Genomic DNA, 23,436 nt, shown 5'->3' with positions numbered 1-23,436 from the left:
GGATGCATCAACTGCTGGGCTGGCTGGCTTTGCCGCAGTTCGGCCTCAGCACCGTGTTCATCGTGGCCCTGATCTCGGCCACGCTGCTGCCGCTGGGCTCCGAGCCTGCGGTGGTGGGCCTGCTGCAACTCAACCCCGATCTGTTCTGGCAAACGGTCTTCGTGGCCACGGCCGGCAATACGCTGGGCGGCGCCATCAGCTGGTGGATGGGCCTGGGTGCGCACAAGGCCTGGCGTGCGGCACGCGAGCGGCGGCGCGCCGGACTGCCCGAGGATCTGCGGGCCAAGCCGCCCCGCGCCCTGTCCCGCCACGAGCGCCGCGCCCGCGTGTGGCTGCGCCGCCTGGGCGCCAAGGCCTGCTTGCTGAGCTGGCTGCCCGTGGTGGGCGATCCGCTGTGCGCCGTGGCCGGCTGGCTGCGCCTGCCGTTCTGGCCCTGCGTGTTCTACATGGCCATCGGCAAGTTCCTGCGCTATGTGGTGATGACGGTGCTGCTGCTGCAGTTGCTGCCGGCCTCCTGGACCAGCTGAGGCCGAAGCCCTCCCCTTTTTGCGATCTACGCCTGCGGCTCGCGCGCCCAGGGTGCCAGCGCGAAGTGCGCGGCCAGGAAATCGATCAGCGCCTGCACGCGCGCCGGCCGGGCACGCCCCGGCGGCGTGACGATGTGCAGGGCGATGGAGGGCACCTGCCAATCGTCCATGCAGGTCTGCAGCGCACCCGATTGCAAATCTTCCCAGGCCAGGAATTCGGGCTGCAGGGCCAGGCCCAGCCCGGCGCGCAGGGCCGGGGCCAGGCCCTCGGCATTGTTCACTCGCATGGCCGTGGGAACGACCTGGGCGAACTCGCCGCGGCGCGCATGCACGAAGCGCCAGGCCTCGCCCAGGCGGCTGTGCACATAGCGCAGCGCCCGGTGCTGCGCCAGATCTCGCGGATGGGAGGGGCGGCCGTGGCGCTCGAAGTATTCGGGTGATCCCACCAGCAGCAGGCGCACCGTGCACAGGCGCCGCGCCAGCAGGCTGGAGTCGGGCAGGGAGGAGATGCGCAGCGCGATGTCGAAGCCCTGGGCCACCACGTCGATCAGCTCGTCGCTGAAGTGCAGGTCCAGCGTGACTTCCGGGTGCTCGGCCATGAAGGCGGGCACGGCCGGTGCCAGGTGCGAGATGCCGAACGACATGGGCGCCGCAATGCGGATGGGGCCGCGCAGGCTTTTGGACTGCTCGCTGATCTCGGCCTCCACGGCCTCGCCCTCGGCCAGGATGCGCGCGGCGCGCTCCAGCGAGGCCTGGCCGCCGGCCGTCAGCGACATGCGCCGCGAGGTGCGGTGCAACAAGCTGGTCTTGAGCCGCGTCTCCAGCCGCGTGATGGCCTTGGAGATGGTGGGCTGGGAGACGCCCAGGTCGGCGGCGGCCTTGGCGAAGGAGCCCGTTTCGGCCACCTTGGCGAAGACGGCCCAGGCTTCGAGGTCAGGAAGTCTTGGCATGAAAGTTTTGGAATAGATGTCTTTGCATATTTTCTATTCTCTTCTTGATCGGCAAAACATAAAGTTCATCCATCGCAACACACAACGCAGCAGGAGAACACCATGATCGAACGCCGTCCCTTCCAGGCCCTTGGCGGTGCCAACCACGGCTGGCTCGATGCCAAGCACCACTTTTCCTTCGCCGGCTACCACGATCCGGCCCGCATGGGCTGGGGCGCGCTGCGGGTGTGGAACGACGACACCATCGCCGCCGGCACGGGCTTCCCGCCCCATGCCCACGCCAACATGGAAATCATCACCTATGTCCGTGAAGGCGCCATCACCCACCAGGACAGCCTGGGCAACAAGGGCCGCACCGAAGCGGGCGATGTGCAGGTGATGAGCGCGGGCACCGGCATCCGCCACTCGGAATACAACCAGGAAAAGGACACGACGCGGATCTTCCAGATCTGGATCATGCCCGACGAGCGCGGCCAGCAGCCCCCGTCCTGGGGTGCCAAGCCCTTCCCCAAGGGCGAGCGCTCGGGCAGCTTCGTGGCCCTGGCCAGCGGCCTGCCCGGTGACGAGGACGCCCTGCCCATCCGCACCGCCGCCCGGGTGCTGGGCGCCACGCTGAAGGCCGGCGAGAGCACGGAGTACCGCATCGGCCGCGACCGCCTGGGCTACCTGGTGCCGGCCAGCGGCTCGGTGCAGATCGACGGCGTGACGCTGCAGGAGCGCGACGGCGCCGCCATCAGCGATGTGGACAGCTTCCGTGTGACGGCCCTGGCCGACACCGAGCTGGTGCTCGTCGACACGGCGCGCTGAAGCGCCCTGCCCGCCTCTTCCCAAGAAAACACGTCCCGTACCCCGTCCAACCCCTCCAGGAGATCACCATGACCGACCGCAAGTACCTCGAAGTCCTGACGCCCGCCAACAGCCAGATCATCTTCATCGACCAGCAGCCCCAGATGGCCTTCGGCGTGCAGTCCATCGACCGCCAGGTGCTCAAGAACAACGTGGTGGGCCTGGCCAAGGCGGCCAAGGCCTTCGGCATTCCCGCCACCATCACCACGGTGGAGACGGGCAGCTTCTCCGGCCACACCTATCCCGAACTGCTGGCCGTGTTCCCCGAGCACCAACTGCTGGAGCGCAGCTCCATGAATTCCTGGGACGACCAGAACGTGCGGGACGCACTGGCCAGTAACGCCGCCCAGGGCCGCAGGAAGATCGTGGTCTCCGGCCTGTGGACCGAGGTGTGCAACACCACCTTCGCCCTGTCGGCCCTGCATGACACGGACTACGAGATCTACATGGTGGCCGACGCCTCGGGCGGCACGTCGCTGGACGCCCACAACTACGCCATGGACCGCATGGTGCAGGCCGGCGTGGTGCCCGTGACCTGGCAGCAGGTACTGCTGGAATGGCAGCGCGACTGGGCCCGCCGCGAGACCTACGACGCGGTGATGGACATCGTGCGCGAGCATTCCGGCGCCTACGGCATGGGCGTGGACTATGCCTACACCATGGTGCACAAGGCTGCCGAGCGCGTGCAGCACGGCGAGACCATGGGCCCCAACCCCGCCAAGGCCTGAGCGCCAGCGCCGCCGCCGGTGTGCCTGCCGGGCATCCTGGCCGGCGAGCAGATCGTGCCCGTGGGCCGCCACCTGCTGCAGGGCATGGACCTGCGCAGCGCCTGAAGCAAGACGCAGGCCACCGGGCATGTGCTGCGCCAGCTGCCCGGCCGCAAGAGCACCGATGCCGATAGGCAGCACGGCTGACCTCTCCCCAAACCTTCAAGAAAACTGCACCATGACCACGCGCAGAAAAGTCCTGGGCTCCGCCGCCACCCTCGCCATGGGTGGACTGCTGGGTTGCACCACCGACGCTCGCCAAGGAGCCTCCATGTCCGATGCCACGCCCGAAGTCGTCTTCCACAACGGCCGCTTCACCACCCTGAACAAGGCCCAGCCCACCGCCACCGCCGTGGCCGTGAAGGACGGCCGTTTCATCGCCGTGGGCACGGACGCCGAGGTGCTGGCCCTGGCCGGCAGCGGCACGCGCCGTATCGACCTGCAGCGCCGCAGCGTGCTGCCCGGCCTGTTCGACAACCACACGCACGTGATCCGTGGCGGCCTGAACTTCAACCTGGAGCTGCGCTGGGACGGCGTGCGCTCGCTGGCCGACGCGCTGGACATGCTCAAGCGCCAGGTGGCCATCACGCCTGCGCCGCAGTGGGTGCGCGTGGTCGGCGGCTTCACCGAGCACCAGTTCGTGGAAAAGCGCCTGCCCACCATCGAGGAGATCAACGCCATCGCGCCCGACACGCCGGTCTTCCTGCTGCACCTGTATGACCGCGCCCTGCTCAACGCGGCCGCCCTGCGCGCCGTGGGCTACACCCGCGACACGCCCCAGCCCGCCGGCGGCGAGATCACGCGCGATGCCAAGGGCAACCCCACCGGCCTGCTGCTGGCCAAGCCCAACGCCACCATCCTCTATGCCACGCTGGCCAAGGGCCCCAAGCTGCCGCTGGACTACCAGGTCAACTCCACGCGCCACTTCATGCGCGAACTCAACCGCCTGGGCGTGACCGGCGTGATCGACGCGGGCGGGGGCTTCCAGAACTACCCCGACGACTACGACGTGATCCAGAAGCTCAGCGACGCCAACCAGATCACCGTGCGCCTGGCCTACAACCTGTTCACGCAAAAGCCCAAGGAGGAGAAGGCCGACTTCCTCAACTGGACGCAGAGCGTGAAATACAAGCAGGGCAACGACTATTTCCGCCACAACGGCGCGGGCGAGATGCTGGTGTACTCGGCCGCCGACTTCGAGGACTTCCGCCAGCCGCGCCCCGACATGCCCCCCAGCATGGAGGGCGACCTGGAGGAGGTGGTGCGCGTGCTGGTGCAGAACCAATGGCCGTGGCGCCTGCACGCCACCTATGACGAGACCATCTCGCGCGCGCTCGATGTGTTCGAGAAGGTGCACCGCGACACGCCCATCGACGGCCTGAACTGGTTCTTCGACCATGCCGAGACCATTTCGGACAAGTCCATCGACCGCATTGCGGCGCTGGGCGGCGGCGTGGCCGTGCAGCACCGCATGGCCTACCAGGGCGAGTATTTCACCGAACGCTACGGCGCACGCGCCACCGAGGCCACGCCGCCCGTCAAGAAGATCCTGGAGCGCGGCGTGAAGACCTCGGCCGGCACGGACGCCACGCGCGTGGCCTCCTACAACCCCTGGGTGTCGCTGTCGTGGATGGTGACGGGCAAGACCGTGGGCGGCCTGCAGATGTACCCCCAGCGCAACCTGCTGGACCGCGAGACCGCGCTGCGCATGTGGACCGAGAACGTGGCCTGGTTCTCCAACGAGGAAGGCCTGCGCGGCCGCATCCAGGTAGGCCAGTTGGCCGACATGATCGTGCCCAGCAAGGACTATTTCGCCGTGCCCGAGGACGAGATCTCCTTTCTCACCTCCGACCTCACCGTGGTGGGCGGCCGCGTGGTCTATGGCGCAGGCCCCTTCCAGCAGCATGACGACAACCCGCTGCCGCCGGCCATGCCCGACTGGTCGCCCGTGCGGCGCTTTGGCGGCTACGGCGCCTGGGGCGAGCCCGAGGGCGCGGGCAGGAACTCGCTCAATCCCGCGCGCTACCGCAGCCTGGCGGCGGCCTGCGGCTGCGGCACCCGCTGCGGCATGCACGGCCACAGCCATGCCGACGCATGGGCCTCGAACGTACCGGCGTCCGACCCCAAGAGCTTCTTCGGCGCGCTGGGCTGCTCCTGCTGGATGGCCTGAGGAGCAAGGCCATGCCCATCGATTCCAAGCCGTCTGCCCCGGCTGTTGCCGGCAGTTCCTCCGGCAGTTCCTCCGGCAGCTTCGCGCCGCTGCGCCAGCCCGTGTTCGCCGTGCTGTGGGCCGCCACGGTGCTGGGCAATATCGGCAGCTTCATGCGCGATGTGGCCAGCTCCTGGATGGTGACCGAGCTGTCGGCCAGTCCGGCCGCCGTGGCGCTGATCCAGACGGCGGCCACGTTGCCCATCTTCCTGCTGGCGATTCCGGCCGGCGTGCTGTCCGACATCCTGGACCGGCGGCGCTTCCTGATCGGCATCCAGATCCTGCTGGCCGCCGTCAGCGCCAGCCTGCTTCTGCTGGCACGCACCAACACGCTGACCGTGGAGTACCTGGTGGCGCTGACCTTCGTGGGCGGCATAGGCGCGGCGCTGATGGGGCCGACCTGGCAGTCCATCGTGCCCGAGCTGGTGCCGCGCAGCGACCTCAAGAACGCCGTGGCGCTGAACTCGCTGGGCATCAACATCGCACGCGCCCTGGGCCCTGCGGCCGGCGGCCTGCTGCTGGCCAGCTTCGGCGCGGCGGCGGCCTATGGAGCGGACGTGGCCAGCTACGTGTTCGTGATCGCCGCGCTGGTCTGGTGGAAGCGCCCCAAGGCCGAGGCCTCGGCCCTGAACGAGCAGTTCTTCGGCGCCTTCCGCGCAGGCCTGCGCTATGCCCGCTCCAGCCGCGAGCTGCATGTGGTGCTGCTGCGCGCCGCCGTGTTCTTCCTGTTCGCCAGCTCGGTCTGGGCCCTGCTGCCGCTGGTGGCGAGGCGCATGCTGGGCGGCTCGGCAGGCTTTTACGGCGTGATGCTGGGCGCCGTGGGCGCAGGCGCCATCCTGGGCGCGCTGCTGCTGCCGCGCCTGCGCAAAAGGCTGGATGCCGATGGCCTGGTGCTGCTGTCCTCCGTGCTCAGCGCCGCCGTGATGGCCGCGCTGTCCACCGCGCCGCCGCAATGGGCCGCCGTGCTGCTGATGCTGGTGCTGGGCCTGGGCTGGATCATTGCGCTGACCACGCTCAACGGCGTGGCCCAGGCGGTGCTGCCCAACTGGGTACGCGGCCGCGGGCTGGCCATCTACCTGATGGTGTTCAACGGCGCCATGGCGGGCGGCAGCCTGGCCTGGGGGCTGTTCGCGCAGGGTGTGGGCATTCCCACGGCGCTGCTGATCGGCGCGGCGGGCCTGGTGGCCATCTCGCTGGTGTTCCACCGCATCAAGCTGCCCACGGGCGAGGCGGACCTGCAGGCCTCCAACCACTGGCCCGAGCCGCTGCTGGCCGAACCCGTGGCCCATGACCGCGGCCCGGTGATGATCCAGGTGGAATACCAGGTGCGCCGCGACGACCTGCCAGCCTTCATCGAGGCCATGCAGCATGTCGCACGCGAACGCCGGCGCGACGGCGCCTATGCCTGGGGCATTGCCGAGCACACGGGCGAGCCGGGCCGGGTGATCGAGTGGTTCCTGGTGGAGTCCTGGGCCGAGCATCTGCGCCAGCACCAGCGCGTGTCCAGGGCCGATGCCGATCTGCAGGCCCAGGCGCTGCGCTTTCATATCGGCCCCGGGCGGCCCGTGGTCCACCACTTCCTGGCGCTGGATGCCACCAGTGCCGCCAGTGCCGCAAGCGGGCCTGCGCAGGCACCGGCGCACGGCCACGCCCACTGAAGCGTTGCGGCAGGCCTGGCCCTGGCCTGCGCCCGGCCTGCCAGGACACCTCAGCGGATATCCAGCCGCTCCAGCGCACGCACCAGGTCGGCCAGCGTGCGCACCTGCATCTTGCGCATGGCCTGGCCGCGCCGCACCTTCACCGTGATTTCGCTCACGCCCAGGTCGGCGGCGATCTGCTTGTTCAGCAGGCCGCGCACCACGCCCACAACCACGTCCTGCTCGCCGGGCGACAGCGATTGCCAGCAGGCGCGCAGCCCCTGTTCGCCGGCGTCCAGCGCACGGCGCTGGCGGTCCAGGGCAATGCCCTGCTGGATGGCGTCCAGCAGGTTCTGGTCGCGGAAGGGCTTGGTCAGGAACTCGATGGCGCCGGTCTTCATGGCCTCCACGCTCATGGGAATGTCGCCATGGCCGGTGATGAAGATGGTGGGCAGCTTCAGGCCCATCTCCAGCATCTGGCGCCGGAAGTCCATGCCGCTTTGGCCCGGCATGCGGATGTCCAGCACCAGGCATGCAGGCCCCGCGGGCGGCTGCCGCTGCCAGTGGTCCAGAAACTCGCGCGTGGCGCCGAAGGCGAGCACGCACAGGCCCACCGAGGCCAGCAGGTCCTCGATGGCGGCACGCACCGAGGCGTCGTCATCGACGATGTAGACAAGTGCCTCGGCTTCGGCCGTGGAGGGTTCAGCCATGGCGCAATCCCGTGGAAGACCTGCCGCCCGTGGCCGGGGCGCAGGCAATGGTGATGTGAAAGACCGTGCCGCCGCGCATGTCCTCGCGGTCCGTGGCCCAGATGCGGCCGCCGTTGGCCTCGGCCATGTGGCGGCAGATGTTCAGGCCCAGGCCCATGCCGTCGGGCTTGGTGGTCCAGAAGGCATCGAACAGGTGGGTGCGGGCCAGCGGCGACAGGCCTTCGCCCGCATCGGCCACGGTCAGCACCAGTTGCTGGCCCAGGGCCTGGGTGGTGACGGTGATGCGCCGCTGCGCGGCCGGCGTGCCCTGCATGGCATCCATGGCGTTGATCAGCAGGTTGGCCAGCACCTGCTGGATGTGCACGCGGTCGGCCCAGGCCGGCTGCAGCGCGGGCGCCAGTTGCAGGTCCAGGGCCACGCCGCGCCGGTCCAGCTCGGCGTCCGACAGGCGCGCCATCTCGCGCACGGCGTCGTTGAGGTCGAAGGACTGGCGGCTGGGCGCCTCGCCGCGCGCCATGCTGCGGATGCGGGCAATGACATCGCTGGCGCGCTGCGCATCGCCCAGGATGCGCTCCAGCGCCTGGCCGGCCTTGGCCAGATTGGGCGGGTCCTGGGCCAGCCAGCGCTGGCAGGCATTGCCGCTGGTGACGATGGCCGCCAGCGGCTGGTTGACCTCATGGGCGATGGAGGCCGTCAACTGCCCCAGGCTGGTGGTCTGGGTGATGCGCATCAGCTGGGTGCGCGCCTCATGGGCCGCGTTCTGGGCCGCCACCATCTTCAGGCCCAGATAGGCCGTGATGGCAATGGCCAGAATGCTGATCACCATGTTGATCAGTCCGGTGCGATAGGCACCGGCAGGCGTGAGCGCAAAGCTGGCCAGGGTCAGCACGATGCACAGCGCCGTGAGGCCGATGACCACGCGCGGGCTGAACCAGCGCACCGCCACCAGGATGATGGCGGTATGGAACACGGCGGCCGCCACGGCGTAGTCGGTCAGCGTGTCCAGCGCGAAGATCGCGGCCATGGCGACACCCATGGCCGCCAGGATCAGGGCCCGGGGCCAATGAGGAAAGCGGCGCAGAGCGGTGGTCATGGCGTGCAGGGAAAAGGAATGGACTGTCAGCTGCCAATTCTCATTCAAGAAGGCGCTGCACCTGAATGCAAGCTATACCCGAACCGTACGATACTGGCGCGACCCAAAACAAGGGACACCGAGGAAGGGACGCCCCGCACCGAAGGTGTCGTCCCCCTCCCGCGTAGCGAGAGAGGGGGAAGCCGCGCAGCGGCTCAGGGGGTTCACAACACTGGCCGGCGTCCCACGCTAAGTTGGAGTTCCACGGTGGCCTTGGCCAGCTCGGTCTCTGCCTCCAGCGATCCCAGGTAGGCCTCGTCGGCCGAGCGCTGGGCGGACAGCAGCTCCAGCAGCGAAGCCTCGCCATGCCGGTAGGACAGGCGTATGCCTTCGAGCACGCGCTGCGCATCGCGCAGCACGCCGTCGCGGTAGCGCTGCACGTTCTCGCGCGCGGCGGTCAGGCGAAAGCGCGCGCCGCGCACATCGGCCTCGGCCCGGTTCTGGGCCTGCTGCAGGGCCAGCATGGCCTGGGTCACGGCCGCCTCGGCCTGCACCAGATCGCCCCGGTCCAGGCGCGACAGTGGCAGCGGCACGCTGACCGAGACCGACAGCGTGCGCGAGCGCCCGCCGCCATCGAAGGGATTGCCCTGGGCATCGGTGCCGGCCGCCGTGGACGGCACGGCGGCCATGCCCACGGCCAGCGTGGGATTGACCCAGCGGTTGGCCCGGGCCAGGCCCGCGTTGTCGCGCGCATGCTCCAGCGCCGCCTGGGCGATGCGCACCTCGGCGCGCGACTGCAGCGCCTGGGCGACCAGGGCATCGGCATCCTCCAGCCCCGAGTCTTCGGCCAACTCCATGAAGCCGCATTGCAGCGTGTCGCTGGCAAAGACTTCGGACAGGCGGCGCCCCAGCGGGACGGACAGCGCCAGCCGCGCGGTCTGCGCCTCGGCACGCGCCTGCACCACCTCGGCCTGGAAGCGGTCGCGCTCCACGCGCGACTGCAGCCACTCCACGCCGCCGATGTCGCCGGCCTTGCGCCGCAGCTCGTTGGCCTGCACCACGTCGCCCAGCGCCTTCAGCGTCTGCTGCTTGCGCTCCAGCGCCAGCGAGTCGCGGCAGGCCTGGGTGTAGTCCTGGGCAGCATCGGAGAACAGCTGGCTGCGCACGCCTTCAAGGCCGGCCTCGGACACGCGCACCTGGCTGCGTGCGGACTGGATGCGCGCGGCGCGCTTGCCGCCCGTCTCCAGCTCCATGCTGATCTCGTAGTTGCGCGTGGTGGGCCGGGGCTGGCCGGTGCGCACCTGCTCGCGCGAGGCGCCCAGCGTGAGGCTGGGGTCGGGGCGTATGCCGGCGATGCCGATGCCGGCACGCGCGGATTCCACGCCCTGCTCCTCCGAGCGCAGCAGGGGGCTGTGCTGCTCCACGGCGTTGAGGTAGTCGGAAAAGCGCAGGCCGGCAGGTGCTGCCGTTGCCGTTGCTGCAGCGGCCACGGCGGACGGCGCCGTCTGCGCCTGGGCTGCGGCGCCAAGGCACAGCAGCAGGGCCAGGGCCTGCCTGGGGAAGAAAGGGGTCGTTTGCATGGCGACTCGCATCAATGGGGTTGGCTCGTTGCGGTGTGCCGGCCGCCCTCGTCCTCGGCGGCATCCGGATCGCCGCTCTCACCGCGTTCAGCGGCGCGGCGCTGGCGGCGCTCGGCCGCGCGGGCGGCACGGGCCTCGATCACGTAGTAGAGGTTGGGCAGCAGCAGCAGGGTCAGCAAGGTGGCGCTGAACAGGCCGCAGACGACGACGGTGGCCAGGGGTCGCTGCACGTCGCTGCCCAGGCCCGTGGCCAGCATGGCCGGCGTGAGGCCGAAGGCGGCGACGGTGGCCGTCATCAGCACGGGGCGCATGCGGCTGGAGGCGCCTTCGAGCACGGCTTCGCGCAGGCCCAGGCCGTCCTCGCGGCGCAGCCGGTTGATCTGCGAGACCATGAGCACGCCCGAGAGCACGGCCACGCCGAACAGCGCGATGAAGCCCACGGCGCTGGAGACGTTGAGCGTCATGCCGCGCAGGTGCAGGCCCGCAAAGCCGCCGATCATGGCCAGCGGCACCACGCCCAGCACCAGCAGCGGCTGGCGCAGGTTGCCGAACTCGCCGAACAGCAGCACCAGCATGATGCCCAGCGTCAGCGGCAGGATCATCAGCAGCCGCGCCTCGGCACGCTGCAGGTTCTCGAACTGGCCGCCCCACTCGATGTGCAGCTTCTGGCGGTCGTAGTCCAGGTGCTGGTCGATGGCGGTGTGCGCATCCTTGAGGAAGCCCGCCAGGTCGCGGCCGCGCACATTGAGCTTGACGAGGATGTGGCGCTCGCCGCCCTCGCGCACGATGACGCTCTGGCCCACGGTGGTGGTGATGCGCGCCACGTCGGCCAGCGGCACCTGGGCGCCATTGGCCGCCGACAGGCGCAGCGCGCCGATGGCCTCGGGGCTGCTGCGCGTGTCGGGCGTGAAGCGCACGGCCATGTCGTAGCTGCGCTCGCCCACGTAGAGCTGGCCGATGGAGGCCCCGCCCACGCCGGTGGAGATGAGCTGCGCCACGTCGGAGGCATTGATGCCGTAGCGCGCGGCCGCCGCGCGGTCCAGCGCAATGCGCAGGTTGGGCAGCGGCGGCTCCACGTCCACGGCCACGTCGGCCGCGCCGGGCACTTTCTCCAGCACGGCCACCAGCGCATCGGCCACGCGCCGGTCCTCGGCCAGGTCCTGGCCGAAGACCTTCACCGTGAGGTCGCTGTGCGCGCCGGACAGCTTGTCCTGCACGCCGTCGATCATGGGCTGCATGAAGCCCACGGAATAACCGGGCAGCTGGTCGAAGCGCGCGGCCATCTTGGCGATCAGCTGCTGCTTGGTCAGGCCAGACTTCCATTCGCCATAGGGATGCAGGCCCACGCTGGCCTCGATGTGCGAAGGCGTCCAGTAGTCCGTGCCGTCATCGTTGCGCCCGGTCTGGGTGACGATGTAGGAGACCTCGGGGAACTCCAGCGCGGCGCTGCGCAGCGCGTCGGCCATGTCGCGCGCCTTGTCCAGCGTGATGCCGGGCGGCATCTGCACCTGCAGCCAGATGGAGCCTTCGTCCAGGTACGGCAGGAAGTCGCGGCCCATGGTGCCGGCCAGCACGCCCAGCGCCAGCAGCGAGGCCGCCACGGCCCCCGCCAGCCAGCGCACGCGGCCCACGGCCACGCCCAGGAAGCGGTCATAGCCCACGCCCAGCCGGTGCAGCACGGGGTTGTGGAAGATCTTGCGCGGCCTGCGGAAGGCCAGCCAGGCCAGGGCCGGCGTGAGCAGCAGGGCCACGGCCAGCGCCCCCACCAGGGCCGCGCCCACGGCACTGGCCATGGGCGAGAACAGCTTGTACTCGATGCGCTCGAAGGCGAACAGCGGCAGGTAGGCGGCCGCGATCACGCACATGCCGAAGAAGATGGGCCGCGCCACCTGCAGCGTGGCCGTGATGGCGTCCCTGGGCGTGAGCGGCCGGTTCTGGTCGGCCTCGCGGCGGCGCAGGATGTTCTCGACCACGACCACGGCCCCGTCCACCAGGATGCCGAAGTCGATGGCGCCCAGCGACAGCAGGTTGGCCGGAATCTTCGCGTGGTGCATGAAGATGAAGGCCAGCAGCAGCGCCATGGGAATGGTCAGCGCCACGATCAGCGCCGCGCGCGGGCTGCCCAGGAAGACCAGCAGCACCAGGGTGACGACGATCAGGCCCTCGGCCAGGGTCTTGCCCACGGTGTGGGTGGTGCGCTCGATCAGCGTGGTGCGGTCCAGGTAGGGCACGACCTTCACGTCAGGCGGCAGCAGCTTGCCGTTGAGCTCCTCCACGGCGGCGTGGATGCCCTCCAGCGCCTGCGAGGGGTTGGAGCCCTTGAGCAGCAGCACGATGCCCTGCAGGGTGTCGGAGTTGCCGTCCTTGCCCAGGATGCCGCGCCGCTCCACGTTGCCGTAGGTCAGCCGACCCAGGTCCCTGACCAGCACGGGCGTGCCGCTGTCCGTGGTCTTGACGACCACGTTGCCCATGTCGTCCAGCGAGCCCAGCAGGCCCACGCCGCGCACCACATAGGAGACATCGCCCCGGTCGATGACGCTGCCGCCGCCGCTGGCGTTGTTGGCATTGATGGCCTCGATCACCTGGGACAGCGCCAGCCCGTACTGCAGCAGCCGCGCGGGGTCCAGCTCCAGCATGAACTGCGTGGTCAGGCCGCCGAAGTTGGTCACGTCCACCACGGACTGGGCCTTCTTCAGACGCGGGATCACCACCCATTGCTGCAGCTCGGACAGCTCGCGCAGGCTGCGCACGGGGCTTTCCAGCGTGTAGCGGTAGACCTCGCCCGTGGGCGAGCTGTAGGGGTCCAGCCCGGCGCGGGCACCATAGGGCAGCGTGACCTCGTCGATGCGCTCCTTCAGGCGCTGGCGCGCCCAGTAGCCGTCCACGCCGTCCTCGAAGACCACGGTGATCAGGGACAGCGCGAACAGGCTGCGCGAGCGCAGCACATGCATGCCGGGCGTGGCAAGCAGGGCGCGCTCCAGCGGGATGGTGATCTGCTGCTCGATCTCCTCGGCCGCAAGGCCCGGCACCTGGGTGACGATCTGCGAGGTCACGTCGGCAATGTCGGGATAGGCCTCCAGCGGCAGCTGCTTCCAGCTGAACACGCCATACAGGGCCGCGAAGCAAAAGACCAGCCAGACCACGCCGCGGCGCGAAAAGCCGATGTTGACGATGCGCTCGATCATTGCAGCAGCACTCCCCCGTTGACCACCACGCGCTCGCCGGCCGCCAGGCCCGAGAGGATCTCGGCCTGGCCGTCCTGCTGCGCGCCGACCTGCACGTCGCGCGGCTCGAAGCGCCAGCCGCCCTTGTCCACGAAGACGCGCGTGCTGACCTGGCCCTGCAGCAGGGCCGCGGCCGGCACCATCACGGCCTGGCGCGCCGGGGCGTCGAAGCCCACGCGCGCAAACATGCCGGGGCGCAGCCGCCCTTCGGGGTTGTCCACGGCCACGCGCACCTTGACGCTGCGCGTGGCGGTGTCCACCAGCTCGCCCACGTACTGCACGCGGCCCTGCAGTTGCAGGTCGGGATAGGCGGCCAGCGCGATGTGGGCCTGCTGGCCCACGTCCACATGGGCCAGGTCGCGCTCGCTGACGCTGGCGCTGAGCCAGACCTTGCGCAGGTCGGCCACGGTCATGACGGAGGCATTCACATCGTTCCAGTAGCCGCCCTGCGAGCCCGCCATCTCCACCACGCGCCCGCTGATGGGCGACTTGACCACGTAGCTGCCGCGCGAGCCTTCCTGCACGGACGCACCCAGCTGGGACAGATGATCGGAGGCGGCGCGCGCATCGGCCCCCGCGGCGGCCAGCGACTGCTGCGCGGCCTCGTAGTCCTTGCGCGCGGCGATCTCGGCATCGAACAGCAGCTTCTGGCGGTCGAATTCCTGGCGCGCGTGCAGCAGCGCGGCCTGGGACTTGGCGTGCTCGGCACGCACGCTGGAGATCTCGGAGGAGTCCATGGTGATCAGCGCATCGCCGGCCTTCACCGCATCGCCCAACTGGTGGTGCAGGCGCACCAGGCGGCCCGCCACGGGCGGCGTGATGCGGACCAGCTTTTCAGGCTCGGCCTCGATGGTGGCGGGGGCCGACAGGCGGGTCTGCAGCGGCTGCAGCGCGATCTCGGCCACCTGCAGGCGCTCGCGCAGCGGCGAGCCTTCGGGCACCACGATGAGGTTGCCTTCGCGGCGCACGGGGGCCGGCTGCGGGGCGGCGGTGGCGGGGGTTGCTACTGCAGCCTGGGTTTCGGCCGGGCCGTTGCAGGCGGCCATGGCCACGCTGATCAGCAGCCCGCCCACAGACCATGCAGCCGCCAGCAAGGGATGGCGCTGGTGCAGGCCATGGAGTCGGTCATGGGGTCGGCCATGTGGTTGGCCATGGGGTCGGCCTGGTCGTTCAGAAGCGAGAAAGCGGGTCATCCTGAGGTCTCCGGGCGCCACGGACCCGCGCAGACCTCTCGCCCCTTCAGGCGATCACAGGCCTCCGCCCGGGTCCGGGCAGATCAAGAAATGGAAGAAGGGAAAGACGGAAAGGGACGGCGCGGCAGCGCCTGGCAGGATCGGGATCGGAATCAGGATCGGGGTCCATGGGGTACTCCTTTGCGTGTGGGTGGCGCAGTCCCCGTACAGGCCGGGAGCCCTGTTTGCTGCAGTGCAATATGTGCCCGGAATTATCAAAGGCGAAAGTGCCTGCGGCCAGCCTTTGTTGGGAAGGCTGGCCTGTTCATTGGTGGATGCGGGATATACCTTCGTATAGAAGATGGCCGGCACAAGGCCCCCCTCGGCCCGGCCCGGCCCCGCCCGGAAAGCAAAAAGCCGCCAGCGCGGGGCGGGCGGCTTGCGGGCGATGGCCTGCGGGAAAGCTCAGTCCACTTTCAGGCCGATGGCTTTCACCAGCTCACCAAAGCGCTCGCGCTCAGTGGCGTGGTGGTCGATGAAGGCCTTGCGGCTCAGCGGCGCGGGCGTGGCGCCCAGGGTGAGGATGACGTCGTTGACGTTCTTTTGCTCCAGCGCCTTGGCCACGGCAGTGCGGACGGCCTCGATCACCGATTCGGGCGTGCCCGTGGGCGCGTAGATGCCGAACAGCGTGTCGGCGTCAAAGCCCGGCAGGCCGCTTTCGGCCAGCGTGGGCACGTTGGGGTACTGCGGCGAGCGGTGCGGGCTGCCGATGGCCAGCAGGCGCAGCTTGCCTGCCTCCACCTGCTTGAGGCCCGGGCCCGGGTCGAACCAGAACTGCAGCTGCCCGCTGAGCACGTCGCTGAGCGCCGGGCCCGCGCCCTTGTAGGGGGCGTGCACGGCATCGACGCCGGCCATGCGCTTGAACATCTCGCCGGCCAGGTGCGGCGAGCTGCCCTGGCCCGGCGAGCCGTAGGACAGCTTGCCGGGGTTGGCCTTCAGGTGCTTGATGAACTCGGCCACGTTGGTGGCGGGCACGGCAGGATTGGTCTCCAGGAACACATGCACGCGCGCCACGGCAGCCACGGGCGTCAAATCCTTTTCGGGATTGAAGGCCAGCTTGCTGTAGATCATCGGGTTGATGGTGATGGCCCCGCCCGAGCTGAGCAGCAGCGTGTAGCCATCCTTGGGAGCGCGCACGGTTTCGCTGATGCCGATGTTGCCGCCCGCGCCGGGCTTGTTGTCCACCACCACCGACTGGCCCAGCACCTGGGACATGGTGGGCGTGATGGCGCGCGCCAGCACATCGGCCGCGCCGCCGGGCGCGAAGTTGACGACCAGGCGCACGGGACGCTCGGGCCATTTGTCGCCGGCCTTCTGCGCCAGCGCAGGGACCGAGGCCGTCGCGCCCAGCAGGGCCAGCAGGCCCAGGCGGCGCCAGCGGCTGAAGGGGGTTGTCTTGTGCATGAGCTATGTCTCCTTGGGTTATGAGTTCTTGATAACGGTGAGGGCGCCTGAAGCAGCAGCGGCGCAACGGCGCAAAGATCAATCCAGCCGTATGCCCGCCGACTCGATGACCTGGCCCCAGCGCCGGCTTTCGCTGCGCCAGTAGTCACGCATCTGCGAAGGCGTGCCGGGCAGCGGCTCCTGCGACAGCGCCTCATCGGTGTGGCAGCGCGCGCCATCGCGGCGCAGGGCCTGCAGCAGCTCGTCGTTCACATCGACCAGGGTCACGTCCAGGCCGACGCGGGCCAATCGCGCAGCGAACAAGGTGCCCATGGCTTCCGCGCCGAGGATGCCTATGCTTCTTGTGTTCTCCATTGCCGTGTCTCCTGCAGGGGGCTTCGCCTCAGGCGACTTCGACCTCGACCACGATGGGTCGGGGATGGGCCAACGCGCGGGCCAGCACATCGGCCAGCTCGCCCGCCTTCTCCACATGCACGCCGTCGCAGCCCTGGCCACGCGCCAGCGCCACGAAGTCGATGTCGGGCAGTTCCGTGCCCTCGACCTTCTCGCCCTCGCGGTAGCCGAAGACATGGGCGAAGTCCTGCAGCGCCGCATAGCGGCGGTTCTTGAGGATCACGAAGCTGATGGGCAGGCGCAGCTGGGCTGCGCTCCAGAGGGCCTGGATGGCATACATGGCCGAGCCGTCGCCGATGACGGCGACCACCTTGGCCTCGGGCTTTGCCAGCGCCACGCCCACGGCGGCCGGCATGCTGTGGCCCAGGCCGCCGCTGCACATGGTGTAGAAGGTGCCCGAGTGGAAGATGGGCAGGTAGGTCTGGATGGTGGAGCGCGAGCTGGGCGCCTCTTCCACCACGATGCTGTGGCGGTCGCGCACCTGGGCCAGCGTGTGCATGGCAAAAGCCACCGACATGCGCTCGCCTGCGGCGGGCGCGGCCGGCACGGGCGCTGCGGGCCGGGGTGCGGGCGCCTGGCGCGGTGCGGGCGCGGGGCGCTGCAGCAGCTCCTCCACACCCATGCGCACATTGCCCACGGCGGCCGTGCCCACGGGGGCCCAGGCGGCAATGGCCGGGTCCTCGATCAACTGGTAGAGCGCCGTGCCCTCGGGGATATGCGGGCCCTCGCCTTCCACGTGGTAGGTGAAGGCGGCCGCGCCCACGGCGAAGACCACGTCATGGCCGGACAGCAGCTGCACGATGCGCTCGCGCATGGCGGGCAGGAAGCCGGCGAACAGCGGATGGTCCTCGGGGAAGCTGCAGCGCCCGCTCATGGGGGCCACGAAGACGCGGGCCTGGTGGCGCTCGGCCAGCGCGACCACGGCATCCCAGCCCTGGGCCCGGTCCACGGCCGCGCCCACGACCAGGGCCGGGGCACGCGCGGCGTCCAGCGCCTGGCCGATGAGGTCCAGCGTGCGCGGATCGGGCCGCGTCTCGAAGCCCACATGGCGCAGCGTGACGGGCTCGGCCGGCTTGTCCCAGTCATCGGCGGGAATGGAGACCAGCACCGGGCCGCGCGGCTCCTGCATGGCGATGTAGTAGGCGCGCGCCAGCGCCTGGGGCACGTCTTCGGCGCGCGCGGGCTCGCAGCTCCACTTCACATAGGGCTTGGGCAGCTCGGCGGCCTGGCTGGAGTGCAGGAAGGGATCGAACTGCAGCAGCGAGCGCGCCTGCTGGCCCGCCGTGATCACCATGGGCGTGCGGTTCTTGAAGGCCGTGAAGATGTTGGCCATGGCATGGCCCACGCCCGCGGCCGAGTGCAGGTTCACGAAGCTGGCATTGCGCGTGGCCTGGGCATGACCGTCGGCCATGCCCACGACCACGGTCTCCTGCAGACCCAGCACATAGGAGAAGTCTTCGGGGTAGTCGCGGAACAGCGGCAGTTCGGTCGAGCCCGGGTTGCCGAAGATGCGCGTCATGCCCAGCTCGCGCAGCATGGCGATCACGGCATGGCGCACCGTGCAGGTCGCGGTGCAGGTCGCGGTGGAAGAGGATGCCTCGGCGGGCTGGCTGCGCGGTGGGGTGGGTGCTTGCAAGATGGGGTCTCCTGGGGAATGGGCCGGCCGCCCGGTGCCTGCCGCGCAGTGGCCATGGAAGTCGGTGCCCATGGTGCAGGCGCTTATGATTTCCAGCAATTGAATAAATCATCTAAGAGATATTCGCCAAATGGATATCAAGAACCTGGACCTCAATCTGCTGCGCGTCTTCGACGCCGTGTACCGCCACTGCAGCGTCAGCCGCGCAGCCGAGGAATTGGGCATGTCCCAGCCCGCCGCCAGCCAGGCCGTGACGCGGCTGCGCCTGCTGCTGGGCAATCCGCTGTTCGAGCGCGTGCACGCAGGCGTGCGCCCCACGCCGCGTGCCGAGCGCCTGGCGCTGGCCGTGCGCCAGGCGCTGGAGGTGCTCGAAGTCGCCATGTCCGAGGCCCAGAGCTTCGAGCCGCTGCAGGCGCGCCAGCGCTTTCGCATTCACATGAGCGATATCGGCGAGGCGCGCTTTCTTCCACCGCTGATGCAGACCCTGCACCAGCGCGCACCCCATGTGCAGCTGGAGACCCTGCCCATGCCGCTGGACGGCATTGCCGATGCGCTGGACCGGGGCACGCTGGACATCGCCATCGGCTTTCTGCCTGGCGCCACGCGGACCCGGCAGACCGTGCTGCTGTCCGACCACTACGGCGTGCTGCTGCGCGGCGGCCACCCCGCGCTGGCGCAGGTGCCCGAAGGCGCGCCGCTGGCGCTGGACACGCTGCGCCAGCTGGATTTCGTGGCCGTGCGCTCGCATTCGCAGACGCTGCGCATCCTGCAGGCGCTGCGGCTCGATGAGCGCATACGCCTGTCGGCCGCGCACTTTATGGCCGTGCCCTCCATCGTGGGCAAGACCGACCTGGCGGTGATCATGCCGGCCGAGATCGCGGCCGGCTTCGTCGAGCGCGATGGCTACGCGGTGCGCGATGCCGATCTGCCCGATCACCGCTTCGACGTGTCGCTGCACTGGAGCTGGCGCTTTGAGCAGGAACCGGCCAAGCGCTGGCTGCGCGAGCTGGTCTGCGAGCTGTTCCAGCAGCCCCGGCACCGCGAGGCCGCCGCGCCCTGAGGGCCGGCCGTCACGGCCATGACTTGCGGGCTGCCAACACTGGGGAGCCGGGCCTGCCGACTCAGTTTCGTCTAAGAAACCGGCGCCAGACTGGTCCCTGCGCCGACAAGGGCACGCGGCCGGCCGCGCCGAAGATGGACACCGGCCTGTTTCATCCACTCTCCAGGAAAGACTCACCATGCAACTCAAGGACAAGGTCGCCTTCATCACCGGCTCGGCCAGCGGCATCGGCAAGGAGATCGCCACGCTGTTCGCCAGCGAAGGCGCGCGCATCGTCATTGCCGACCTCAACAAGGAGGCAGCCGACGCCACGGCGGCCGAGCTGCGCGCCACGGGAGCGCAGGCCATGGGCGTGGCCGTGGATGTGACCGACGAGGCCCAGGTCAACGCCTCGGTCGAGGAGGCCGCCCGGGCCTTTGGCGGCATCGACATCCTGGTCAGCAATGCCGGGATACAGATCGTGCATCCGGTGGAGGAATTCAGCTTCGCCGACTGGAAGAAGATGCTGGCCATCCACCTGGACGGCGCCTTCCTCACCACGCGCGCCTGCCTCAAGCACATGTATGCGCAGGGCCGGGGCGGCAGCGTGATCTACATGGGATCGGTGCACTCCAAGGAGGCCTCGCTGCTCAAGGCGCCCTATGTCACGGCCAAGCACGGCCTGATCGGGCTGGCCAAGACCGTGGCCAAGGAAGGTGCCAGGCACGGCGTGCGCGCCAATGTGATCTGCCCGGGCTTCGTGCGCACGCCGCTGGTGGACAAGCAGATTCCCGAGCAGGCCCGCACGCTGGGCATCAGCGAGGAGGAGGTCATCAAGAACGTGATGCTCAAGGAAACCGTGGACGGCGAGTTCACCACCACCGAGGACGTGGCCCGCGTGGCCCTGCTGTTCGCGGGCTTCCCCAGCAATGCGCTGACCGGCCAGTCGCTGGTGGTCAGCCACGGCTGGTTCATGCAGTAAGTCGCCAGTCGGCCCTTCTCTGGCCCTTCTCTGGCCCCTCAATCGGCCTTCAGGCCCAGCGCCCGGGTCACGGCGGCATAGCGGTCGATGTCGGCCGCGATCAGCGCCTGGAATTGGCCCGGTGTCTGCCGCGCCAGGGTGTAGCCCTGGTCGCGCAAGCCGGCGCTGACGGCGGGATCGGCCAGCGCCTGCTCCAGCGTGTCATGCAATGCCTGCACCGTGGCCCGGGGCGTGGCGGCAGGTGCCAGCAGGCCATGCCACTGCTCCACCGCAAAGCCCGGCAGGCCGCGCTCGGCCACCGTGGGAACGCCGGCCAGCTGCGGCAGTCGCTGCGGCGCCGTGACGGCCAGGGCGCGCACGCGGCCTGCAGCGATCATGGCCGCAGCACTGCTGGCCGTGACCATGCCCGCCGCCACCTGGCCTGCCGCCACGGCCGTGATGGCCGGGCCGCAGCCCTTGTAGGGCACATGCTGCACAAAGCGCTTCGCCTCCCGGGCCAGCATCTCGCCGGCCAGGTGCTGGGGCGTGCCGTTGCCGCAGGAGGCGAACAGCAGCGGCCGTTCCTGGCGCGCCTGGGCCAGAGCCTCCTCCAGCGTCTGCAGCGCGCTGTCCGCCGGCACGACCAGCACCGAGGCGATGGAGCCTGCGTTGAACACTGCCGTGAAGTCCTTGCGCGGGTCGAAGTCCAGGCGTTCGTAGACACCGGGGTTGATGGCGAACGAGCTGTTGGCCATCAGCAAGGTGCTGCCGTCCGCTGCGGCCTGGGCCACGGCATGGGCGCCGATGTTGCCGCTGGCGCCGGGACGGTTCTCCACCACCACGGGCTGGCCCAGGCGCTGCTGCAGCTGCTCGCCCAGGCGCCGCGCCAGCAGGTCCGTGCCGCCGCCCGGCGGAAAGGTCACGACGATGGTGATGGGCCGCTCCAGGCGCGTGCCGGCCTTGCCCGGCGCCGCCAGCCACAGCCCCGATGCGCCGGCCAGCAGCGCGCAGGCCGCCAGCGTCCAGAGTCCCCGTCGCTTCAAGGTACGCCCTTCAAAAAACATGGCAACTGCTCCACTGGGCTAGGTGCAAAAAACCGGCGCAGCCCAACTCAGGGCCACCGAGCAAGGGCCTAAGCCGGCCGCGCCGCCCCGCAGCAAGGGTGTCGCCGGTTGCCAGGACGCCCCCCTCCCGCGCAGGGAGAGAGGGCGCCGTGCACACGGGGGAAGCCGCGCAGCGGCTCAGGGGGTGCCTCATTTCAGGTGTCGAGGCCGATGTCGAGAACCCGGGCGCTGTGCGTGATCCAGCCCACGGCGATCTGGTCCACGCCGGTCTCGGCCACGGCGCGCGCCGTCTCGGGCGTGATGCGGCCCGAGGCTTCGGTCACGGCGCGGCCGCGTGCCATGGAGACGGCCGTGCGCAGCGTATCCAGGTCCATGTTGTCCAGCAGCACCACCTCCACGCCCAGCGACAGCGCCACCTCCAGCTGCTCCAGCGTGTCCACCTCCAGCTGGATCTGCACCATGTGGCCCACGCCCGCGCGCGCCCGGGCCAGGGCTTCGGCCACGCCACCGGCCAGCGCGATGTGGTTGTCCTTGATCAGCACGGCATCGTCCAGGCCGAAGCGGTGGTTGCTGCCGCCGCCCACGCGCACCGCGTACTTCTGCAGCGCGCGCAGGCCCGGCATGGTCTTGCGCGTGCAGGTCACGCGTGCGCCCGTGTCGGCGATGGCCCGCGCGATCGATGCCGTGGCCGTGGCCACGCCGCTCAGGTGGCACAGGTAGTTGAGCGCCACGCGCTCGGCCGTGAGGATGGCGCGCGCGCTGCCGTGGATGCGCGCGATCTCCTGGCCGGGCGCCAGTTCGCTGCCATCGCGCAGCACCGGCTCGAAACGCGACTGCGCATCCAGCGCACGGAACGCCAGCCGCGCCATGTCCAGCCCGGCCAGCACGCCCTCCTGGCGCGCCACCAGGCGCAGTTCGGCCTGCGCGTCGGCAGGGACGATGGCATCCGTGGTCAGGTCGCCCGCGCGGCCCAGGTCCTCCAGCAGGGCCGAGCGCACCAGCGGCTCCAGCATCAGGTCGGGCAGCGGCGGTACCGGCAGGCGGGCACTGAGGGCATTGGCAGTATTAATGCTCATTTTGAGTATATATAGGTCAAAAAAATGTGGCGCGCGGCCTTGCGGGCTTGAGCGAGGAACTTATGCTAGATACGAGCATAAGTGCTGTCAAGCGATTGTCACAACCGGCCAGAGGCCGCAGGGATCAGGGGGAACCGTCGATGCCCTTGGCCAGGGGCAGCTTGCTGCCCGAGATGGCCCGCTCCAGCAGCACATCGCTGCGAAAGCGGAACAGCTTGGCCGGCCTGCCTGCCGAACCCACCGTGAGCTGGCCGGTTTCCTCGACCAGATCCTGCTGCTCGATCAGGCGGCGGAAGTTCTGCTTGTGCAGCCCGCGCCCGGCCAGGGCCTCCACCGTCTGCTGCAGCTGCAGCAGCGTGAACTCGGGCGGCATCAGCTCGAACACCACGGGCCGGTACTTGATCTTGGCGCGCAGCCGCGCCATGCCCGTGGCCAGGATGCGGCGGTGGTCGTGGTGCATGGCCTCGCCGGGCAGCATGGCGGCCGCGCCATGGACGCGGTGGGCCGCCTCCTGCACCAGTCCGGCCTCGTACAGCAGCTCGTAGCGCTGCAGCACCATGTCCTCGTTCCAGGGCCCGCCGTCCAGGCCGAAGGCGATGTCCGCGCGCTGGCGCCGCAGCGCACGCTGGGCGCCGCGCGCCTCGGCCATCCAGGCATGCAGGCGCGGAGCGATGTGGGAGCGCAGCAGGGCCGGCTCGCCGGTGCGCCAGTCTTCCCAGGGAAAGTAGCGGTACCAGTCCTGCCAGACGGCCTGCCCCGCGCTGCGGTCGGCAGACTCGCGCGTCAGCCCCAGGTAGCTGACCGAGATCACGCGCGCCCCGCTGGCATCGGTGCGATCGCCATCGGCAAAGGTGTAGAGCTGCTCCATGTAGCCCAGCGGGTGATGGGTCTGCTCCTCCACCCAGGCGCGCAGGCCGGCCTGCAGCGAACGGTGCCCCACCTCGAACGGCCCCGCCGGTAGCAACTGCCGACCGCAGCGCGGGGCAGGCCGTCTGGCAGGACTGGTACCGCTACTTTCCCTGGGAAGACTGGCGCACCGGCGAGCCGGCCCTGCTGCGCTCCCACATCGCTCCGCGCCTGCATGCCTGGATGGCCGAGGCGCGCGGCGC

Annotated in this window: 17 protein-coding genes and 3 pseudogenes; 8 read left to right on the top strand and 12 right to left on the bottom strand. The window is 69.7% G+C overall.

The annotated features are described in order from the left end of the window. Positions 1–2 precede the first annotated feature (2 nt). Complete coding sequence (locus tag A9976_RS11280; protein ID WP_183019081.1) at positions 3–527, top strand: YqaA family protein; 525 nt, start codon at positions 3–5, stop codon at positions 525–527. 26 nt (positions 528–553) lie between these two features. Here the strand turns inward: A9976_RS11280 and A9976_RS11275 are convergent, their stop codons facing one another. Next, positions 554–1,477, bottom strand: coding sequence for a LysR family transcriptional regulator (locus tag A9976_RS11275; RefSeq protein WP_183019080.1), 924 nt, complete (start codon positions 1,475–1,477; stop codon positions 554–556). A 102-nt stretch (positions 1,478–1,579) separates the two neighbouring features. On the opposite strand from A9976_RS11275, the gene A9976_RS11270 reads away from it, so the two are divergent. The 5 genes and pseudogenes from A9976_RS11270 to A9976_RS11250 all read left to right on the top strand — a co-directional run bounded on the left by A9976_RS11270 (position 1,580) and on the right by A9976_RS11250 (position 6,957). Continuing rightward, positions 1,580–2,284 carry a pirin family protein gene (locus tag A9976_RS11270; RefSeq protein ID WP_012203489.1) on the top strand — a complete coding sequence of 235 codons (705 nt, stop codon included), beginning with the start codon at positions 1,580–1,582 and terminating at the stop codon, positions 2,282–2,284. 68 nt (positions 2,285–2,352) lie between these two features. Then, the gene (locus tag A9976_RS11265) at positions 2,353–3,051 is read left to right on the top strand and encodes a hydrolase (RefSeq protein WP_183019079.1); all 699 of its coding nucleotides are present in this window, start codon (positions 2,353–2,355) and stop codon (positions 3,049–3,051) included. Positions 3,052–3,066: 15 nt separating this feature from the next. Continuing rightward, positions 3,067–3,156 (top strand): annotated as a pseudogene (locus A9976_RS31380) (XapX domain-containing protein); the annotation flags it as partial. A 205-nt stretch (positions 3,157–3,361) separates the two neighbouring features. After that, a complete protein-coding gene (locus A9976_RS11255) occupies positions 3,362–5,260 on the top strand; it encodes an amidohydrolase (RefSeq protein WP_197957462.1) in 1,899 nt (632 codons plus the stop codon). A gap of 11 nt (positions 5,261–5,271) precedes the next feature. Continuing rightward, positions 5,272–6,957 carry an MFS transporter gene (locus A9976_RS11250; RefSeq protein WP_183019077.1) on the top strand — a complete coding sequence of 562 codons (1,686 nt, stop codon included), beginning with the start codon at positions 5,272–5,274 and terminating at the stop codon, positions 6,955–6,957. A 50-nt stretch (positions 6,958–7,007) separates the two neighbouring features. Here A9976_RS11250 and A9976_RS11245 read toward each other — a convergent pair whose 3' ends face one another. From A9976_RS11245 to mdlC, 8 genes and pseudogenes are all read right to left on the bottom strand, one after another. Then, entirely contained in the window at positions 7,008–7,646 is a 639-nt protein-coding gene (locus tag A9976_RS11245) for a response regulator transcription factor (protein WP_183019076.1), read from the bottom strand. Further along, positions 7,639–8,739, bottom strand: a complete 1,101-nt coding sequence (locus A9976_RS11240; protein ID WP_183019075.1) for a sensor histidine kinase — start codon at positions 8,737–8,739, stop codon at positions 7,639–7,641. Before A9976_RS11240 ends, A9976_RS11245 begins: the two co-directional genes overlap by 8 nt. A gap of 203 nt (positions 8,740–8,942) precedes the next feature. Next, on the bottom strand, positions 8,943–10,298 hold the full coding sequence (locus A9976_RS11235) for a TolC family protein (RefSeq protein ID WP_183019074.1): 1,356 nt from the start codon (positions 10,296–10,298) through the stop codon (positions 8,943–8,945). An 11-nt stretch (positions 10,299–10,309) separates the two neighbouring features. Then, entirely contained in the window at positions 10,310–13,483 is a 3,174-nt protein-coding gene (locus A9976_RS11230) for an efflux RND transporter permease subunit (protein ID WP_183019073.1), read from the bottom strand. Then, complete coding sequence (locus A9976_RS11225) at positions 13,480–14,568, bottom strand: efflux RND transporter periplasmic adaptor subunit (RefSeq protein WP_232245915.1); 1,089 nt, start codon at positions 14,566–14,568, stop codon at positions 13,480–13,482. Before A9976_RS11225 ends, A9976_RS11230 begins: the two co-directional genes overlap by 4 nt. Before the next feature lie 591 nt (positions 14,569–15,159). Continuing rightward, complete coding sequence (locus A9976_RS11220; RefSeq protein WP_013804051.1) at positions 15,160–16,158, bottom strand: tripartite tricarboxylate transporter substrate binding protein; 999 nt, start codon at positions 16,156–16,158, stop codon at positions 15,160–15,162. Positions 16,159–16,350: 192 nt separating this feature from the next. Further along, positions 16,351–16,512 (bottom strand): annotated as a pseudogene (locus A9976_RS11210) (2-dehydropantoate 2-reductase N-terminal domain-containing protein); the annotation flags it as partial. Between the two features lie 28 nt (positions 16,513–16,540). Then, the gene (mdlC, locus tag A9976_RS11205; protein WP_220808605.1) at positions 16,541–18,187 is read right to left on the bottom strand and encodes a benzoylformate decarboxylase; all 1,647 of its coding nucleotides are present in this window, start codon (positions 18,185–18,187) and stop codon (positions 16,541–16,543) included. A gap of 130 nt (positions 18,188–18,317) precedes the next feature. Between mdlC and A9976_RS11200 the strand changes: the two genes are divergently transcribed. Both A9976_RS11200 and A9976_RS11195 read left to right on the top strand, forming a co-directional pair. Continuing rightward, on the top strand, positions 18,318–19,247 hold the full coding sequence (locus tag A9976_RS11200) for a LysR family transcriptional regulator (protein WP_183019070.1): 930 nt from the start codon (positions 18,318–18,320) through the stop codon (positions 19,245–19,247). Positions 19,248–19,425: 178 nt separating this feature from the next. After that, positions 19,426–20,208, top strand: a complete 783-nt coding sequence (locus A9976_RS11195) for a 3-hydroxybutyrate dehydrogenase (RefSeq protein WP_183019069.1) — start codon at positions 19,426–19,428, stop codon at positions 20,206–20,208. A gap of 38 nt (positions 20,209–20,246) precedes the next feature. Here A9976_RS11195 and A9976_RS11190 read toward each other — a convergent pair whose 3' ends face one another. From A9976_RS11190 to A9976_RS11180, 3 genes and pseudogenes are all read right to left on the bottom strand, one after another. Next, complete coding sequence (locus A9976_RS11190; RefSeq protein ID WP_183019068.1) at positions 20,247–21,251, bottom strand: tripartite tricarboxylate transporter substrate-binding protein; 1,005 nt, start codon at positions 21,249–21,251, stop codon at positions 20,247–20,249. Positions 21,252–21,445: 194 nt separating this feature from the next. Beyond that, positions 21,446–22,327 carry a carboxylating nicotinate-nucleotide diphosphorylase gene (gene nadC, locus A9976_RS11185; RefSeq protein WP_012203471.1) on the bottom strand — a complete coding sequence of 294 codons (882 nt, stop codon included), beginning with the start codon at positions 22,325–22,327 and terminating at the stop codon, positions 21,446–21,448. 124 nt (positions 22,328–22,451) lie between these two features. Beyond that, positions 22,452–23,288 (bottom strand): annotated as a pseudogene (locus tag A9976_RS11180) (NUDIX hydrolase); the annotation flags it as partial. Positions 23,289–23,436 lie beyond the last annotated feature (148 nt).

The organism is Delftia sp. UME58 (assembly GCF_014170385.1).
Lineage (GTDB): Bacteria > Pseudomonadota > Gammaproteobacteria > Burkholderiales > Burkholderiaceae_C > Comamonas > Comamonas acidovorans.
The sequence above is the reverse complement of the archived record's forward strand: the minus strand, read 5'-3'. Positions and strand labels throughout refer to the sequence as shown.

Coding starts and splice junctions, on each gene's coding strand:
- A9976_RS11280 (WP_183019081.1), top strand. CDS start 3: ATGCATCAACTGCTGGGCTGGCTGGCTTTGCCGCAGTTCGGCCTCAGC.
- A9976_RS11275 (WP_183019080.1), bottom strand. CDS start 1,477: ATGCCAAGACTTCCTGACCTCGAAGCCTGGGCCGTCTTCGCCAAGGTG.
- A9976_RS11270 (WP_012203489.1), top strand. CDS start 1,580: ATGATCGAACGCCGTCCCTTCCAGGCCCTTGGCGGTGCCAACCACGGC.
- A9976_RS11265 (WP_183019079.1), top strand. CDS start 2,353: ATGACCGACCGCAAGTACCTCGAAGTCCTGACGCCCGCCAACAGCCAG.
- A9976_RS11255 (WP_197957462.1), top strand. CDS start 3,362: ATGTCCGATGCCACGCCCGAAGTCGTCTTCCACAACGGCCGCTTCACC.
- A9976_RS11250 (WP_183019077.1), top strand. CDS start 5,272: ATGCCCATCGATTCCAAGCCGTCTGCCCCGGCTGTTGCCGGCAGTTCC.
- A9976_RS11245 (WP_183019076.1), bottom strand. CDS start 7,646: ATGGCTGAACCCTCCACGGCCGAAGCCGAGGCACTTGTCTACATCGTC.
- A9976_RS11240 (WP_183019075.1), bottom strand. CDS start 8,739: ATGACCACCGCTCTGCGCCGCTTTCCTCATTGGCCCCGGGCCCTGATC.
- A9976_RS11235 (WP_183019074.1), bottom strand. CDS start 10,298: ATGCAAACGACCCCTTTCTTCCCCAGGCAGGCCCTGGCCCTGCTGCTG.
- A9976_RS11230 (WP_183019073.1), bottom strand. CDS start 13,483: ATGATCGAGCGCATCGTCAACATCGGCTTTTCGCGCCGCGGCGTGGTC.
- A9976_RS11225 (WP_232245915.1), bottom strand. CDS start 14,568: ATGGCCGCCTGCAACGGCCCGGCCGAAACCCAGGCTGCAGTAGCAACC.
- A9976_RS11220 (WP_013804051.1), bottom strand. CDS start 16,158: ATGCACAAGACAACCCCCTTCAGCCGCTGGCGCCGCCTGGGCCTGCTG.
- A9976_RS11200 (WP_183019070.1), top strand. CDS start 18,318: ATGGATATCAAGAACCTGGACCTCAATCTGCTGCGCGTCTTCGACGCC.
- A9976_RS11195 (WP_183019069.1), top strand. CDS start 19,426: ATGCAACTCAAGGACAAGGTCGCCTTCATCACCGGCTCGGCCAGCGGC.
- A9976_RS11190 (WP_183019068.1), bottom strand. CDS start 21,251: ATGTTTTTTGAAGGGCGTACCTTGAAGCGACGGGGACTCTGGACGCTG.
- nadC (WP_012203471.1), bottom strand. CDS start 22,327: ATGAGCATTAATACTGCCAATGCCCTCAGTGCCCGCCTGCCGGTACCG.